The organism is Microbacterium sp. SORGH_AS_0454 (genome assembly GCF_031453395.1).
GTDB lineage: Bacteria > Actinomycetota > Actinomycetes > Actinomycetales > Microbacteriaceae > Microbacterium.
This window is the reverse complement of the sequence record NZ_JAVIYS010000001.1, coordinates 1,343,820-1,359,834: the sequence shown is the minus strand read 5'-3', so window position 1 is coordinate 1,359,834 and position 16,015 is coordinate 1,343,820. Positions and strand designations below refer to the sequence as shown.

Genomic DNA, 16,015 nt, shown 5'->3' with positions numbered 1-16,015 from the left:
TTTTGACGAATCGACGTCAGTTCGAGGTGAACCCGACGAGAAGGCCGCCGGTGACCTTGACCGCCAGGTTGTAGATGCCCGCCATCACGGCGCCCAGCACCGTGACGATGACGAGGTTCAAGATGGCGATGATGGCCGCGAACGCCATCACCTGGGGAAGGCCGACGTACTGGGACAGGGTCGCACCGCCGTCGGTGAAGCTGGTGAAGAACTCATCGAGCTTCGTCAGCAGTGTCGCCGAGACAACGAGGTAGATCAGGAAGTACGAGACCACCGTGACGATGGCCAGGGCGACCGCCGCCAGGAACGACAGCTTCACCGCCGACCAGAAGTCGATGTACACCAGGCGCAGTCGGACCTGCTTGGCGGGGGTCTTGTGAGTCGACTTCTTGGCGAGCTTGTCGGCTACCGTGCTCATGCGTCAGTACTTTCCTCGGGGGTCTCGGAGGAGGAGGCGTCGGCCTCGTCCGCGGGAGAAGCGGCGGGCTCCGTGGTCGTCTCCGTCGTCTCGGTCAGGTTCCGCTCTGCGTTTCGGGCGATGGCGATGATCCTGTCATCACCTCCGGCTCGTGCGAACACGACACCCATGGTGTCGCGCCCCTTGGCGGGGACCTCGGCCACGGCAGAGCGTACCACCTTGCCGCTGGCAAGAACCACGAGGACCTCGTCGCCCTCCGACACCATCATTCCGCCCGCGAGAACGCCGCGATCATCGGTCAGACGAGCAACCTTGATGCCCAGACCACCGCGGTTCTGCATGCGGTACTCGGTGACCGCGGTGCGCTTGGCGTATCCGCCCTCGGTCACGACGAAGACGAATTCGTCGTCCTTCGCCACCGATGCCGAGAGCAGGCTGTCCCCCTCGCGGAAGTCCATACCCTTCACGCCTGAGGTCGACCGACCCATCGGTCGCAGCGCGCTGTCGGTGGCGGAGAACCGCAGCGACTGTCCGAGGCGGCTGATGAGCAGGATGTCATCGCCCTCGTCGACCAACATGGCGCTGACCAGCTCGTCCGCACCGCCCTGTTCCGCCTCGTCGCCCTCTTCCGCGACCTGGCCGCGGAGCTTGATGGCGATCACACCGCCCTGTCGGTTGGTGTCGTACTCGTCGAGGCGGGTCTTCTTGACGAGACCGTTGCGGGTCGCGAGCACGAGGTACGTCGCGACGTTGTAGTCGCGGATGTCGAGGATCTGCGCGATCTCCTCGTCGGGCTGAAGGGCGAGGAGATTCGCGACGTGCTGACCCTTGGCATCCCGACCGGCCTCGGGGACCTCGTAGGCCTTCGAGCGGTACACGCGACCCTTGTTCGTGAAGAACAACAGCCAGTGGTGCGTCGTGGTGACGAAGAAGTGCTCGACCACGTCGTCTGCGCGCAGCTGCGCGCCCTTCACACCCTTGCCGCCGCGATGCTGCGAGCGGTAGTTGTCGCTGCGTGTGCGCTTGATGTAGCCGTCGCGGGTGACGGTGACGACCATCTCCTCTTCGGCGATGAGGTCTTCGATCGAGACGTCGCCGTCGAATCCGTGCAGGATCTCGGTGCGACGGTCGTCGCCGAAGCGGTCGGTGATCGCCGTGAGCTCGTCGCGGATGATGGTGCGCTGACGGGCGGGGGTGGCGAGGATGTCGTTGTAGTCCGCGATCCGCGCCTCGAGCTCGGTGGCCTCGTCGACGATCTTCTGACGCTCGAGGGCCGCGAGTCGACGCAGCTGCATGTCGAGGATGGCCTGCGCCTGGACGTCGTCGATGTCGAGGAGCTTCTGCAGTCCCTCGTTGGCATCCTGAGCCGTCGGCGACCGACGGATGAGCGCGATGACGTCGTCGAGCGCGTCGAGCGCCTTCAGGTAGCCGCGCAGGATGTGCATGCGCTCCTCGGCCTTGCGGAGGCGGTACTGCGTGCGACGCACGATGACCTCGACCTGGTGGTCGATCCACAGGCTGATGAAGCCGTCGAGAGACAGGGTGCGGGGCACGCCGTCGACGATCGCGAGCATGTTCGCGCCGAAGTTCTCCTGCAGCTGCGTGTGCTTGTACAGGTTGTTCAGCACGACCTTGGCGACGGCGTCGCGCTTGAGCACGACCACCAAGCGCTGACCGGTGCGCCCCGAGCTCTCGTCGCGGATGTCGGCGACGCCCGTGATCTTGCCCTCGCGAGCGAGGTCGCCGATCTTGACGGCGACGTTGTCGGGGTTCACCTGGTAGGGCAGCTCGGTGATCACGAGGCACGTGCGGCCCTGGATCTCCTCGATGTTGACGACGGCCCGCATCGTGATCGAGCCTCGGCCGGTGCGGTACGCGTCCTTGATGCCGCGGGTGCCGAGGATCTGCGCACGCGTCGGGAAGTCGGGGCCGGGAATGCGCTCCATCAGCGCTTCGAGCAGCTCCTCGCGCGTGGCATCCGGGTTCTCGAGGGCCCAGAGGGCACCGGCCGAGACCTCGCGCAGGTTGTGCGGGGGGATGTTCGTGGCCATGCCGACCGCGATGCCGACCGAACCGTTGACGAGCAGGTTCGGGAAGCGCGCGGGCAGGACCGTCGGTTCCTGGGTCTGACCGTCGTAGTTGTCCTGGAAGTCGACGGTCTCTTCTTCGATGTCGCGCACCATCTCGAGCGCGAGAGGAGCCATCTTGGTCTCGGTGTATCGGGGCGCGGCCGCACCCTGGTTGCCGGGCGAACCGAAGTTGCCCTGACCGAGAGCGAGGGGGTAGCGCAGAGACCACGGCTGCACGAGGCGCACGAGGGCGTCGTAGATGGGGGCGTCACCGTGCGGGTGGTAGTGACCCATCACCTCGCCGACCACACGGGCGCACTTCGAGAACGACTTGTCGGGACGGAAACCGCCGTCGTACATGCCGTAGATCACACGGCGGTGCACGGGCTTGAGGCCGTCACGCACATCGGGCAGAGCGCGCCCGACGATGACGCTCATCGCGTAGTCGAGATAGCTCCGCTGCATCTCGAGTTGGAGGTCGACCTGGTCGATCTTCCCGTGGTCGTGCGCCGGCTCGCCGCGGACGTCGTCGGATTCGGGCGTGATGTCGTCAGCCATGTCTTCTCAGTTCCGTGATGAATGCGTCGTGCGAGATCAGATGTCGAGGAAGCGGACGTCTTTGGCGTTGCGCTGGATGAAGCTGCGTCGCGACTCGACGTCCTCGCCCATGAGCACCGAGAAGATCTCGTCGGCTGCGGCGGCGTCGTCGATCGTGACCTGCTTCAGCGTGCGCGTCTGCGGGTCCATCGTGGTCTCCCACAGCTCGTGATCGTTCATCTCGCCGAGACCCTTGTAGCGCTGGATGCCGTTGTCCTTGGGGATGCGGCGACCGGAGGCCTGTCCGTCGATCAGCATCGCGTCGCGCTCTCGGTCGCTGTACGCGTACTCGTGGGGGTGGTTCGACCACTTCAGCCGGTACAGCGGCGGCTGAGCGAGGTAGACGTAGCCGGCCTCGATGAGCCCGCGCATGTAGCGGAACAACAACGTGAGCAACAGCGTCGTGATGTGCTGACCGTCGACGTCGGCATCGGCCATCAACACGATCTTGTGATACCGCGCCTTGGCCATGTCGAAGTCTTCGCCGATGCCCGTGCCGAAGGCCTGGATCATCGCCTGGACTTCCTTGTTGCCCAGAGCGCGGTCGAGACGCGCGCGCTCGACGTTCAGAATCTTGCCGCGCAGCGCCAGGATCGCCTGCGTGTGCGGATCGCGACCCTGCACCGCGGAGCCACCGGCCGAGTCACCCTCGACGAGGAAGATCTCGCTGATCGAGGGATCCTTCGAGGTGCAGTCCTTCAGCTTGTCGGGCATCGCGGCCGACTCGAACACGCTCTTACGGCGAGCGGTCTCGCGTGCCTTGCGCGCGGCGAGGCGCGCGGTCGCGGCGTCGATCGCCTTGCGGATGATGTTCTTGGCCTGACCCGGATTGCGGTCGAACCAATCGCCGAGCTTGTCGCCCACGACCTTCTGCACGTAAGCGCGCGCCTCGGTGTTGCCGAGCTTGGTCTTGGTCTGACCCTCGAACTGCGGTTCCGACAGCTTGACCGAGATGACCGCGGTGAGACCCTCGCGGATGTCGTCGCCGGTGAGGTTGTCGTCCTTCTCTTTGAGGAGGTTGTTCGCGCGTGCGTAACGGTTCACGAGCGTCGTCAGCGCGGCGCGGAAACCCTCTTCGTGAGTGCCGCCCTCGTGGGTGTTGATCGTGTTCGCGTAGGTGAAGACGTTCTCGGTGTACGCGGTCGTCCACTGCATCGCGAGCTCGAGGGCGATCTTTCGATCGGTGTCCTCGGACTCGACCTCGATGATCTCGTCGTTGACCACGTCGGCCTTGCGCACGCGGTTGAGGTGCTCGACGTAGTCGACGAGCCCACGCTCGTAGAGGAACGTGTCGTGACGGGCTTCGGTGACCTCTTCGCCCGGTTCGCCCTCCGTGATGACGGACTGCGGACGCTCGTCGCGCAGGCTGATGCGCAGGCCCTTGTTGAGGAAGGCCATCTGCTGGAAGCGCGTGCGCAGGGTGTCGTAGTCGAAGTCGATGGTGTCGAAGATCGTGGCATCCGGCCAGAAGGTGATCGTCGTTCCCGTCTCATCGCTCTCTTCGTCCTTCGAGAGCGGAGCGAGCGGCACACCGCCGTCGCGGAACGACTGACGCCACACGTGCCCCTGGCGCCGGACCTCGACCTCGAGGCGCGTGGAGAGGGCGTTCACGACCGACGAGCCGACACCGTGCAGACCGCCCGAGACGGCGTAGCCGCCCCCGCCGAACTTTCCGCCGGCGTGCAGCACGGTGAGCACGACCTCGACGGTGGACTTGCCCTCGGTGCGGTGCATGTCGACCGGGATGCCGCGGCCGTTGTCGACCACGCGCACGGCGCCGTCACCGAGGATCGTGACCTGGATCGTGTCGCAGTAGCCGGCCAGCGCCTCGTCGACGGAGTTGTCGACGATCTCTTGCACGAGGTGGTGCAGACCGCGCTCACCCGTGGAGCCGATGTACATACCGGGACGCTTGCGAACGGCCTCGAGGCCCTCGAGCACCTGGATGGCGTCCGCCCCGTACTCGTTGGGAACCTTCTTCGCCGCGGCGGGGACTTCGGGTTCCTCGGAAACGCTGTCGGGGTTTTCGGACGTCATAGGTACGCGCGCTCCAGATCGATTCGTCGGAACTCCCATCCTATCGCGGAAGGGCTCTCGAAATGGCTTGTACGCCCCTACGCGGGGATAAATCGCGTCGAGCCGGGATCGACCATGACTCAGCCGTAGGTATCGCGCGGACCGCGGCCTGGAACGGCTCTGGGCCCCCATTTCCAAGAGGGGACGTCCGGGCCTACGAACCGGATCGCCTCGACACCGGCCTCGGGGAAGCGCCGGAGGATCTCCGACAGGATCTGCGCGCGCATGAACTGCAACTGCTTGGCCCACGCCGTCGAATCGGCCTGAACGGTGAGCGTTCCGTTCTCGAGGGCCACCGGGCGCGTGTGTGCCGCAGTGTCGGCTCCGGCTACCTGATCCCAGGTGCGCACGAGGTCCTCACGCGAGAGTTGGGGCTCCCACCCCGCCGACTGGGTCAGCGCCGAGATCACATCCCCCAGACCGCGCGGGTCGCGGCCCGGGCTGAAAGGAGCGTTCTCGCCGTCGTCCGCCCGACGACGACGCTTCTTCTTGCGGTACGGAGAGGGCTCGAGCCCACGAAGCCGCAAGTAGGTCGACATCGTTTCGGGGATCTCGGCGTCGTCACTCACCGCGGGGCTCCTCGATGCGGCCCGCCTCGACGCGGACGACGTGTGCCCGCAGGACATCGGGCACATCTTCTTCGACGGCCGAGGTGACGATGACCTGCTCGTAGCCACCGGCCAGCTCGGCCAGTCGGGTGCGGCGGCCGGCGTCGAGCTCGGCGAACACGTCGTCGAGGATGAGAACCGGGTCGCCCAGACGCGACTCGGCGCGGAGGAGTTCGGCGGATGCCAGGCGCAGAGCGAGCGCGACCGACCACGACTCCCCGTGCGAGGCGTAGCCCTTGACCGGCAGACCCCGAACGCGCAGCACCAGATCGTCGCGGTGCGGGCCCACGAGGGTCAGACCGCGCTCGAGCTCGGCCGAACGCTTCGCCGCGAGGGCTGCTCGGAACTGATCGGCCAGGGGCTCGCCCGATCGCGCGCCGTCGACGGCATCCCCCTCTTCGGGGTCGCCGCCGCCCACGGAGAGCGCCCACGACAGCCGCGGTTCGTGGTCGGCGCCGGCGATCGCCGCATAGGCCGTGGCCACGGGATCGGAGAGGTCGGATGCCAGCGCGCTTCGCGCCTCGATCACCTCGGTGCCCAGGGTGACGAGCTTGTCGTCCCAGACGTCGAGAGTGCTCAGCGCCTCGCCGCGAAGTCCCCGAGCGCGCGCCGACTTCAACAGGGCGCTGCGCTGGCGGAGAACGCGATCGTAGTCGCCGAGGACTCCGGCCATGCGCGGGGTGCGCTGGACGATGAGCTGATCGGCGAACCGGCGGCGGGCGGAGGGGTCGCCTCGCACGATCTGCAGGTCTTCGGGGGCGAAGAGGACCACCTGTGCGTACCGGGGGAGCTCGGAAGTGCGGACGTTGACGCCGTTGACGCGGGCCTTGTTCGTGCCCTGGCGGTTGAGCTGCAGCTCGAGCAGGACGCTGCGCTCACCGTGGGCGAGCCGGGCGCGCACGATCGCGGCATCCGTCCCGTCTTTCACGAGAGGGGCGTCGTTGGAGACGCGGTGCGAGCCGAGAGTCGCAAGATACGCCACCGCCTCGACCAGGTTCGTCTTGCCTTGGCCGTTGCGGCCGACGAACACGTTGGCCCCCGGGGAGAGCAGGACATCGGCTTCCGCGTAATTGCGGAAGTCCTTCAGTCCGAGCTGCTCCACGATCACCGAGTCAGACTACCCGCCGCCTCCGACACGGCAGCGTGGGTTGCCGCTCAGCGCAACAGCAGGTTGGGCTGCAGGAGGTACTTGAACGTCCCCTCGCCGCCCTTCTCGACCGACGTCTGCGGGGTGACCAGCACGGGGCTGAGCTTGTTCGCGTTGTCGCTCGAGGTGAAGGTGATGCGCGTGAACTCGCTGCGGACGGCACCGAGCGATTCGATGAGGTACTGCGGATTCAGGCCGAGAGTGACCTCGTCGCCCACGAGCGTCGCGTCGACCGACTCGGTCGCGCGCGCCTGCTCGGTACCGGCCGCGTCCATCGAGACACCGTCGGGGCCGAAGGTGAAACGCAGCGGCGCGGAGCGATCGAGCACGAGGGCCACGCGACGGACCGCTTCGACGAGCTCGGCGGTGTTGACCACGCTGTGGTGTTCGGTCTGCGCGGGGAAGAGCCGGCGCACGGGCGGGAAGTTGCCCTTGATGAGCAACGACGTGACGGTCTTGTTGCCCGACGAGAAAGCGATGATCTCGCGGTCGCCCGACCCCGAGAAGGCGATGGAGATGTCGCCGCTGTGAGCGAAGGTCTTGCCGACTTCCTGCAGCGTACGCGCGGGCACGAGAGCGGAAGTGGTCTCATCGGATGCCACGGCTCCGCCATCCCACGGGATCTCGCGGAGCGCGACGCGGTAGCGGTCGGTTGCGACCAGGCTCAAGCGGGTACCGGAGACCTCGAGCTGCACGCCGGTGAGGACGGGGGTCACGTCGTCGCGCGAGGCCGCGAACGCGACCTGTGCGATCGCCGTGGCGAACTCGTCCGCGGGAACGAGACCGGACTCGCCCGTGACCTCGGGGATGGCCGGGTACTCCTGCACGGGCATGGAGGCGAGCGTGAAGCGCGCGGAGCCGCAGGTCAGCAGGATGCCACCGTCGTCGTCGACCGTGATCTGGATCGGAGCGTTGGGCAGACGGCTCGCAATGTCGCTGAGGAGTCGGCCGTGCACCAGGATCGTGCCGGGCTCGTCGACGGTCGCCTCGATCGTCGTGCGCGCCGAAGCCTCGTAATCGAAGGCGGCCAGGGTCAGTCCCTGTTCGTTGGCCTCGATGAGCACACCGGCCAGGATCGGCTGCGGGTTTCGCTGGGGCAGGAGCTTGACCACGAACGAGACGGCTTCGCTGAACACATCGCGATTGACGTGGAACTTCACGGGTGCTCCCTTGACGGCGGGTATGGCTTACCCATGCTAGTGCCCCCTTGCGGTGACGCCCGCCGAGCGACGTCCCCACGGCAAGGTCATCGAATCTCTCTTAACAAAGAACTTGGATCTTCATCTTGTTAACAGCTGTGGAGAGTGTGGATAACTCGCGACACGCTTGTTAACAGCAGGGAACCAGGGTCTGTTAACTGTGGACGAGCTGCGGAGAGCCTGTCGAGTTAACACCCGGTCGTCGCGACGACCGTCTCCTGCTCCTCCACAGCGTTAACGCCTCAGTGCACAGATCATCCCGAGGAAAATCGAGTTATCCACAGGTTTTCCACACTGTGTAGAACCACCCCGGAAACACCCCGTGAGAGACGCTCCACGCCCGGTCAGGGGCAGAAAAAGCGAAGGGGCCCGAGCCACCGGTGGTGGTCGGGCCCCTTCGGGAGACAGGCGCTCAGCGCATGCGGCCGAGCTGGCTGGTGATCTCCGAAACCTGATTGAAGATCGATCGACGCTCCTTCATGAGGTCGCTGATCTTCTTGTACGCGTACATCACGGTCGTGTGATCGCGGTTCCCGAACAGCTGCCCGATCTTGGGGAGCGAGAGGCTCGTGCGCTCACGGCAGAGGTACATCGCGATCTGACGCGCGGTGGCCACCGCCTGCGAGCGGCTCGAACCGTAGAGGTCGTCGACCGACAGCTTGAAGTACTGCGCGGTCGCCGTGATGATGTCCGTCGGCGAGATCACGTTCGCGTCGTCCTGGTCGATGATGTCTCGAAGGACCGTCTGGGCGAGCGACATGTCGAGCGTCGAGCGATTCAGACTGGCGAACGCGGAGACACGGATGAGGGCGCCCTCGAGCTCGCGGATGTTCGACGAGACGACCGTGGCGATGTATTCGAGCACGTCGTCGGGAATGAGAAGTCGTTCGCTCTGCGCCTTCTTGCGGAGGATCGCGATGCGCGTCTCGAGGTCGGGCGCCTGGACGTCGGTGATCAGACCCCACTCGAAGCGGCTGCGCATGCGGTCTTCGAAGCCGGTCAGCTGTTTCGGCGGCAGGTCGCTCGTGATGACCACCTGCTTGTCATGGTCGTGCAGCGTGTTGAACGTGTGGAAGAAGGCTTCCTGCGTCTCGGCGCGGCCCTGCAGGAACTGGATGTCATCGATCAGCAGGATGTCGACGTCGCGATAGCGCGCCTGGAAAGCCGAGCCCCGGTTGTTGGCGATCGAGTTGATGAAGTCGTTCGTGAACTCTTCGCTCGAGACATAGCGGACCCGGATGCCGGCGTACATGCTCGCGGCGTAGTCGCCGATCGCGTGCAGGAGGTGCGTCTTGCCGAGCCCCGAGTCACCGTAGATGAAGAGGGGGTTGTACGCCTTGGCCGGCGCTTCGGCGACAGCGACCGCCGCGGCGTGCGCGAAACGGTTGGACTGCCCGATGACGAAGTTGTCGAAGGTGTACTTCGGGTTGAGGCGGGTGTCGTTCCGCGACGCCGGGACGATCGGCTCGGGAGCCTGCTCGTTGGTGGTCGAGAGCGCGGGTGCCGCCTGCGGGCGCTCTTCTCGCGGAGCGGCGGAGGAGCTGCGCTGCGTCTCGATCACATCGGGGTTCACGACGACGCGGAACGTGCCGATCTGAGGATCTTCTCCCTGCACGTGGGCGAGTGCCTCGAGGATCGGCGTGCGCATGCGCTTGTTGAACTGGGCTGCCGTGAGGTCGTTCGGCACGTCGAGATAGAGGGTGCCCCCCATGACGCCCTGCGGAACGGCGAGGTTCAGGAAGCCGTGCAGCTGCGGGGTGACGCGGTCGTCGGTGAGAAGCTGGTCCAACACGGATGACCAGACGGGTACATCCGGTGCTTCGTGCAGAGACATAGCCCCTCCGGGGTCTTGACGCGACGGGTGATCGACGTGTCGCGTCGAACCTGTGGATAACTTCCGGGGCCACGCTAGTTCGAGGCCCTGTCGGAGCAAAATCCACTGTAGGACGCGGCCGCGTGTCTTTTCCACGCTTGTGTACAACGCCTGGGGATAATGGGCGGTCGCGTTCTCGGTTTGAGTTAACGCCGCGCTCGACGTAGCCTTAGTCGGTTGACTTATGCCTATACGGCAGTCCCGACCCCCGTCCCCGGCAGAAGAGCATCGGGCGACATCACCTCCGGAGTGACCCATGAGCAAGCGCACCTTCCAGCCCAACAACCGCCGCCGCGCCAAGAAGCACGGCTTCCGCGCCCGCATGCGTACGCGTGCCGGCCGTGGCATCCTGGCCGCTCGTCGCGCCAAGGGCCGCACCGAGCTCTCGGCCTGACGGACCCGGTGCTCGCGAAGCCGAACCGACTCACCCGCGGATCGGACTACAAAGCCACGGTCCGACGGGGCACTCGCTGTGCCGGAGCGCACACCGTGACCTACGTCGGAACCTCGGCTGAGACCGATTCGCCCCGGTTCGGCTTCATCGTGAGTCGACAGGTCGGCTCCGCAGTCACCCGCAACACCATTCGCCGCCGCCTCAAGGCGGTGTGCGCCGAGGCGCTCCCGTCTGTTCGCGGGGGCGCCTCGATTGTCATCCGTGCGCTGCCCTCGGCCGCGACCGTCGACTATCCGACGCTCCGCGCCGAAGTGGTGCGATGCCTCGAACGAAAAGCATCGGTATGAGTGCCTCGACTCTCCCGACCTCGTCCACCGGGGCCGGTCGGCTCACGGCCGACGGTGTCATGGCATCCATCCCGCTCCTCCCCCGCAATGCGGGGCTGGCGCTGTTGCACGCGTATCGAGCGACGATCTCGCACGTCTACGGCGACGTGTGCAAGTACTACCCGTCCTGCTCCGCCTATTCGGTGGGTGCCGTGCAGCAGCATGGACTCGTGAAGGGCATCGCGTTCACCGCGGCCCGTCTCGCACGCTGTCATCCCTGGGCTCAGGGTGGCATCGACGACGTCCGTCCTCATCGGGCCTTCCGCCACGAACTCACTCGGCACGGATTCGTCGTGCCCTCCCGAAAGGACTGATCGTGCAATTCGATCTCATTGGGACCATCCTCTGGCCACTGAAATGGGTGGTCGAACTCGTGCTGGTGGGGTGGCACGCCCTTTTCACCGCGTTGGGCATGGCTCCCGCGGCCGGCCTCACCTGGGTTCTGTCGATCGTGGGCCTCGTGCTCATCGTGCGCGCCGCACTGATCCCGCTGTTCGTGAAGCAGATCAAGAGCCAGCGCAAGATGATGGAGATCGCTCCCGAGCTGCGCAAGGTGCAGGAGAAGTACAAGGGCAAGCGCGACCAGCTGTCCCGCGAGGCGATGAGCCGCGAGACCATGGCGCTGTACAAGAAGCACGGGACGACGCCGGTTTCGAGCTGCCTGCCGCTGCTCGTGCAGATGCCGATCTTCTTCGCGCTGTTCAGCGTGCTGAACGACGTGTCGAAGCACGCCGCGAGCGGTATCGGCGGTGTGGGTCTGCTGACTCCCGAACTCACGACCGAGTTCTACGACGCGCGCCTGTTCGATGTGGCATCCATGCACGTCAACCTGGTCACCGCATGGGGGCAGGCCGATGGCCAGGTCACTGTCGCGATTCTGCTGACGCTCGTCGTGCTCATGATCGGCTCGCAGTTCTTCACGCAGCTGCAGATCATCTCGAAGAACCTGTCGCCCGAGGCCAAGACCGGTCAGGCGTACCAGATGCAGAAGATCATGCTCTACATCCTGCCGCTGGCGTTCATCTTCTCGGGTGTGTTCTTCCCGCTCGGTGTCGTCATCTACTGGTTCGTGAGCAACCTGTGGACGATGGTTCAGCAGTTCGTGGTCATCCGCGAGATGCCGACTCCCGGTTCCGACGCCGCGAAGGCTCGCGAGGAGCGCCTGGCACGCAAGGGCAAGGCCATCGATTCGTCGGGCAAGGTCGTTCCCATCGAGAAGTACCGCGCTGAGCAGCAGCGACTGCTCGAAGAGACCGAGAAGGCTCGTGCCGCCCAGCCGAAGCGCCAGCAGCCGGTGGGCAAGCAGCGCGCGAAGAAGCAGCAGTCCACGAAGAACACCGGCGCCGCGGGTGGATCCGCTGGCAACGCCGGTTCCGCACCCGCCTCCTGAGAACCGGAGATCACGATGACGACGTCCGATCAGATCGCACCCGAGCAGACTGCCGCCACCGAGGAACAGCTCGAGCAGGAAGGCGACATCGCCGCCGACTACCTCGAGGGGTTTCTCGACATCGCCGATATCGACGGTGACCTCGCCATGGACGTGCGCGCAGGACGCGCCTACGTCTCTGTCGAGGCCGAGGATGCGGCGGCTCTGTCGACCCTCTCGCACCCCGACACGGTGCAGGCTCTTCAGGAGCTCACGCGTCTCGCGGTGCAGAATGCGACGGGCCGGTTCTCACGGCTCATCCTCGATATCGGTGGATCCCGGGACGCGCGCCAGCGTCAGCTCGAGAACCTCGTCGATCGGGCGATCGCTCGTCTCGACGAGGGTGCGTCTCAGGCATCGCTCCCGGCGATGTCGAGCTACGAGCGCAAGCTGGTGCACGACATCGCGGCCGATCGCGGTTTCTCGTCCGAGTCTTTCGGTGAGGGCGCCGATCGTCACACCGTGCTCCGCCGCGGCTGAGCCTCAGGATGCCGGAACAGCTCGAAAGTGAGCCGAGTGCTGCATCGACGCTCTTCGGTGTGAATCTCGAGAAGGCTCGTCGCTTCACCGAGAATCTCGCGGTCCACGGCGAGGAACGTGGGCTCATCGGCCCGCTCGAGGTGCCGCGACTGTGGACGCGTCACATTCTGAACAGCGCTATCGCGGCGCCGTTCTTCGAGGGTCGTGCCGTCGACGTGGGCTCTGGTGCCGGCCTGCCCGGGCTCGTGCTCGCCATCGCCCGACCGGACGTCGAGTGGACGCTCATCGAGCCCATGGAGCGCCGTACGGCGTGGTTGTCGGAGCAGGTGGCCGAGCTCGAATTGGAGAACGTCACCGTCGCGCGTATGCGCGGCGAGGAGTGGGCTGAGGGTCGAGTGTTCGACGTCGCGACAGCCCGTGCGGTGAGCGCTCTGCGGACCCTTTTGCCGTTCACCGCTCCCCTGGTGCGTCCCGGCGGTCGTCTGGTCTTTCTCAAGGGCGCCAATGTCGGTGCCGAGGTCGAGGCCGCCTCGAAGCAGGTGCGCAAGTACGGCCTCAGCGATGTCTCTGTCGAAGTCGTCGGCGAGGGTGTCCTCGAGGAGCCGACCCGGGTCTTTCTCGCCACCGTCAGTCGCTGACCTTCCAGTTCGTCATTCACCTCAGCGAGCGGCATCGGCTCATGCTGTTTCCTATGTAAATCCTATGGATACTTGCCCTCTCGCCTCACCGGCGGCCTGACTTCCGCCGGCTGTCTCGTCCGTGTCGTGTGCGTTTGCGCCGCGAGTAGATGCAGGTGAATGACGGTCGAAGTCTTGCTTGCGGGGTCGTCTGGGTTCCGCGGTGTTCTCGTTTTATCGGTGTCCCAGGTGCCGGTGGCAGCCCTCCGATGATGCCAGGTTCACACTGTCTGCCATGAGCCGAACAGTTGCGATAGGTCCCGCCAGGCGATCCCGCACCGGTACCGGTAGATGATCGCCTCGACCATCAGCCTCGCGTCGGAGAACTTCCGCCCGGCCGACCGGCGGGGCGGGGAAGCATGTCCTCAATCGACGACCACAGAGCATCCGAAAGCACGTGAGTCCGCGACATTAGCCGAGGGTCTCAGACATCCCCAACGGATCGCGATGGGCTCGCCCCGTTACCGATACGTCACGCCGCACTACTGGTTGCTGAGGGCGATTCGGTTCCCCTCGCTGTCAGCCAGCTCTGCGACAATCAGGCCGTCTGCGACTTCTGTAACGGGGTACAGGATCGATCCACCGAGCTTTTGCGCTCTCGCTACCACTGCTTCGACGTCGTCCACCGACACGTAGACGCGAGTGCCATCGATGGATGGAACGTACGATTTGCCCTGCATCAAAGCGATGACCGCGCCCGCTGCGTCCGAATCGTCATCGAGGATGCAACACTGATGACCGTCAACGACCGTCCGCCGCACCGAGGCATCGAAGAGACCGCGGTAGAAGCGTTCCGCACGTTCCAAATCCTCTGCCGGGATCTCAACGTACGTCGCTCTTACGTGAACCCTGGTCATGCCCACGACCATAGTGGAAGCAACCAGGCGCTGGCCGAGCGTGATCGCACGGAGGCGCCCACCCGATGCCGCACCGCGAAACGCCTATCAGACCCGCCCTCGTCGTCAACCGGTTCCTCTGCCGCTGTCGCGGAGAGAGCGGCCGCCACGCCGTGGCAATCTGCCTGCCATTGTGTCCGGCGGCCTCTTCACGGCGCCGCAAATGGTTCGCAGCCGGCGGCGATTGCGGGAACGAGGCGTAGGGCGTGCGATCGGCATCAGCCACGCCGACCCGTCGCGCCTCCTCGGGTGAGGAGCTGGGCCATTCGACCCGCTCGGGTGAATCGGCTCAAGCCCCTCCGTGGGTGAGGGAAAGGGCCATTGACTGGTTTCGGCGACGATTCGTATGGGGCAGGCGAGTCGCCCCCACCCGTAGCAGCAGCCTGGCTCGGACTCGGAGGCTATCGGTGGTCGACGGCGGGGATTGCGATACTGCGGCGAAGCGGGCTCCCCCCCCCCCGGCGCGCGGTCGGTCGGACTTTCCGATGCTCCGGTGTCGTTTGGTGTCACGTTAAGTGGTTGGTACGTATGGCAGTGGGCGCTAGGTGGTAGCACCGCGGAAGTGGCGAGGTGCCGCCAGGTGCGGTGCAGGGTCACTGGCGCGCCATGATCTGACCCGACGTATCCGGGAGAGGATCGGGGTGCTTGAGGCGCGCAAGGTGTTTCACGTGAAACGTCAGCTGGACCTGATTGGCTATGAGCGGTGAGATGGAGATCGCGGGGTTGTCCGTCTTTATAGTTCGGCTGAGTGAAGGTTCCACGCCATTCGTGGCATGTGCGTTCGCTCACTCCGCTCCAGTGCTTGGCTTCTACATCGAGTTTCTATGCTGACTGCGGATGGAAGAGTTGATCAGACGGCCCCACTCTTTCGCGCTGTTTCACGTGAAACATCGGCACCGCCGCACCTGGGTAGCGGGAATCCGGTGTAACTCGTTCGTGGGGTCGACTCACGGTGCCGAACGAGAGCTGTGATCGCGAGCAGTGTCACCGACGGTGCACTGCAACACTACGGGCGGTGGCCCGGTTCCCCCTCCCCCGCCAGGTTGTCGCTGAGTTCACCGCGTCGCAACTCCTCGGAGATGTTTCACGTGAAACAGGCCGTGTGATCAGGGCAGTGGGCTCGTGAACCCGACGCCCGCACGGATTGCTGCAATACGCGTGGAGTTAGAGCGCGGAGCTGCCGTGAGGGAGGTTCGAGCGCCATCGGATCCCGTTCCGAGAACTGGTCATCGCCCTGGTTCTGCAGGGACGGGTGACGCGTTCGAAAGAGGATGCCGAGGCTGCTGCAAGCGAACACATCGAACGAGCTCCGCGGCGGTGACACAAGTTCGACATGCTGCTCGGTTGCCCTGGGAAGGATGGCGTCCGGTCATCGATGGGGACCACCGGGTCATTCCCCTGCGGTCGACCATGGCGGTCGGATGCCCCGACAGTTGTCAAAGATATGCACGTTTGACGGGAATGTTCCGTAGATGCGGCGCTTACGATTTCGCGCAAAGTCCCGTAGGCGTAGGCGGATGCGCATTTCGCCGGGAGTCGCCGCGGGAGTAGCGGTGTGCGCGGGCTGCCGGCACTCGCTGGTGACTGCGGGAGTCTTCCGTGTGGCTATCCGGCTGTTGTTCCTGCGCCGCCGCCAAAGGGAGGGGCTTCCATCCGCAATCTCGCTGGTATGCAGAACCTGACCCGGCAACCGCTGCGGCTCTGACGGTGCCTTGGGGGTCCAGCGACAGAGGGCCGACCGCGGGGGCGTTACAGAGGGGTGGGCG

General features: G+C 65.5%; 14 protein-coding genes and 1 pseudogene. 6 read left to right on the top strand and 9 right to left on the bottom strand.

Translation table 11 applies throughout. The features are described 5' to 3' along the window. Positions 1-16: 16 nt before the first annotated feature. The 7 genes from QE454_RS06240 to dnaA all read right to left on the bottom strand — a co-directional run bounded on the left by QE454_RS06240 (position 17) and on the right by dnaA (position 9,948). Entirely contained in the window at positions 17-418 is a 402-nt protein-coding gene (locus QE454_RS06240) for a DUF3566 domain-containing protein (RefSeq protein ID WP_103207439.1), read from the bottom strand. Then, entirely contained in the window at positions 415-3,045 is a 2,631-nt protein-coding gene (gene gyrA, locus QE454_RS06235) for a DNA gyrase subunit A (protein WP_307456913.1), read from the bottom strand. Before gyrA ends, QE454_RS06240 begins: the two co-directional genes overlap by 4 nt. Before the next feature lie 36 nt (positions 3,046-3,081). Beyond that, on the bottom strand, positions 3,082-5,121 hold the full coding sequence (gyrB, locus tag QE454_RS06230) for a DNA topoisomerase (ATP-hydrolyzing) subunit B (RefSeq protein ID WP_210075551.1): 2,040 nt from the start codon (positions 5,119-5,121) through the stop codon (positions 3,082-3,084). A gap of 119 nt (positions 5,122-5,240) precedes the next feature. Beyond that, a complete protein-coding gene (locus tag QE454_RS06225) occupies positions 5,241-5,729 on the bottom strand; it encodes a DUF721 domain-containing protein (protein ID WP_246078171.1) in 489 nt (162 codons plus the stop codon). Next, positions 5,722-6,876: a DNA replication/repair protein RecF gene (gene recF, locus QE454_RS06220; RefSeq protein ID WP_307456916.1), complete on the bottom strand. Its 1,155-nt coding sequence runs from the start codon at positions 6,874-6,876 to the stop codon at positions 5,722-5,724. The genes QE454_RS06225 and recF overlap by 8 nt, the downstream gene beginning before the upstream one ends. A 47-nt stretch (positions 6,877-6,923) precedes the next feature. Next, positions 6,924-8,075, bottom strand: coding sequence for a DNA polymerase III subunit beta (gene dnaN / locus QE454_RS06215; protein WP_141377057.1), 1,152 nt, complete (start codon positions 8,073-8,075; stop codon positions 6,924-6,926). A 451-nt stretch (positions 8,076-8,526) separates the two neighbouring features. Next, positions 8,527-9,948, bottom strand: a complete 1,422-nt coding sequence (gene dnaA, locus QE454_RS06210; protein ID WP_210075544.1) for a chromosomal replication initiator protein DnaA — start codon at positions 9,946-9,948, stop codon at positions 8,527-8,529. Positions 9,949-10,243: 295 nt separating this feature from the next. On the opposite strand from dnaA, the gene rpmH reads away from it, so the two are divergent. Genes rpmH through rsmG form a run of 6 tightly spaced genes read left to right on the top strand, consistent with a single transcriptional unit; the run spans position 10,244 to position 13,314 of the window. Further along, positions 10,244-10,381, top strand: a complete 138-nt coding sequence (gene rpmH / locus QE454_RS06205; protein WP_013584598.1) for a 50S ribosomal protein L34 — start codon at positions 10,244-10,246, stop codon at positions 10,379-10,381. Between the two features lie 8 nt (positions 10,382-10,389). Beyond that, entirely contained in the window at positions 10,390-10,728 is a 339-nt protein-coding gene (rnpA, locus tag QE454_RS06200) for a ribonuclease P protein component (RefSeq protein WP_115916435.1), read from the top strand. Next, complete coding sequence (gene yidD, locus QE454_RS06195) at positions 10,725-11,081, top strand: membrane protein insertion efficiency factor YidD (RefSeq protein WP_307314125.1); 357 nt, start codon at positions 10,725-10,727, stop codon at positions 11,079-11,081. Before rnpA ends, yidD begins: the two co-directional genes overlap by 4 nt. Before the next feature lie 2 nt (positions 11,082-11,083). Then, complete coding sequence (gene yidC, locus QE454_RS06190; RefSeq protein WP_210075540.1) at positions 11,084-12,157, top strand: membrane protein insertase YidC; 1,074 nt, start codon at positions 11,084-11,086, stop codon at positions 12,155-12,157. A 15-nt stretch (positions 12,158-12,172) separates the two neighbouring features. Continuing rightward, a complete protein-coding gene (locus QE454_RS06185) occupies positions 12,173-12,676 on the top strand; it encodes a R3H domain-containing nucleic acid-binding protein (protein WP_307456922.1) in 504 nt (167 codons plus the stop codon). Positions 12,677-12,684: 8 nt separating this feature from the next. Continuing rightward, positions 12,685-13,314 carry a 16S rRNA (guanine(527)-N(7))-methyltransferase RsmG gene (gene rsmG / locus QE454_RS06180; RefSeq protein ID WP_210075536.1) on the top strand — a complete coding sequence of 210 codons (630 nt, stop codon included), beginning with the start codon at positions 12,685-12,687 and terminating at the stop codon, positions 13,312-13,314. A 260-nt stretch (positions 13,315-13,574) separates the two neighbouring features. Here the strand turns inward: rsmG and QE454_RS17250 are convergent. Both QE454_RS17250 and QE454_RS06170 read right to left on the bottom strand, forming a co-directional pair. Next, a pseudogene (locus tag QE454_RS17250) lies at positions 13,575-13,694 on the bottom strand (transposase); the annotation flags it as partial. A 141-nt stretch (positions 13,695-13,835) separates the two neighbouring features. After that, complete coding sequence (locus QE454_RS06170) at positions 13,836-14,210, bottom strand: VOC family protein (RefSeq protein WP_307461143.1); 375 nt, start codon at positions 14,208-14,210, stop codon at positions 13,836-13,838. Between the last annotated feature and the right edge of the window lie 1,805 nt (positions 14,211-16,015).

What these genes read in the sequence shown, in the direction of transcription:
- yidD (WP_307314125.1), top strand. Translation starts at nt 10,725, where the DNA reads ATGAGTGCCTCGACTCTCCCGACCTCGTCCACCGGGGCCGGTCGGCTC.
- rpmH (WP_013584598.1), top strand. Translation starts at nt 10,244, where the DNA reads ATGAGCAAGCGCACCTTCCAGCCCAACAACCGCCGCCGCGCCAAGAAG.
- QE454_RS06185 (WP_307456922.1), top strand. Translation starts at nt 12,173, where the DNA reads ATGACGACGTCCGATCAGATCGCACCCGAGCAGACTGCCGCCACCGAG.
- dnaA (WP_210075544.1), bottom strand. Translation starts at nt 9,948, where the DNA reads ATGTCTCTGCACGAAGCACCGGATGTACCCGTCTGGTCATCCGTGTTG.
- QE454_RS06170 (WP_307461143.1), bottom strand. Translation starts at nt 14,210, where the DNA reads ATGACCAGGGTTCACGTAAGAGCGACGTACGTTGAGATCCCGGCAGAG.
- gyrA (WP_307456913.1), bottom strand. Translation starts at nt 3,045, where the DNA reads ATGGCTGACGACATCACGCCCGAATCCGACGACGTCCGCGGCGAGCCG.
- gyrB (WP_210075551.1), bottom strand. Translation starts at nt 5,121, where the DNA reads ATGACGTCCGAAAACCCCGACAGCGTTTCCGAGGAACCCGAAGTCCCC.
- rsmG (WP_210075536.1), top strand. Translation starts at nt 12,685, where the DNA reads ATGCCGGAACAGCTCGAAAGTGAGCCGAGTGCTGCATCGACGCTCTTC.
- QE454_RS06240 (WP_103207439.1), bottom strand. Translation starts at nt 418, where the DNA reads ATGAGCACGGTAGCCGACAAGCTCGCCAAGAAGTCGACTCACAAGACC.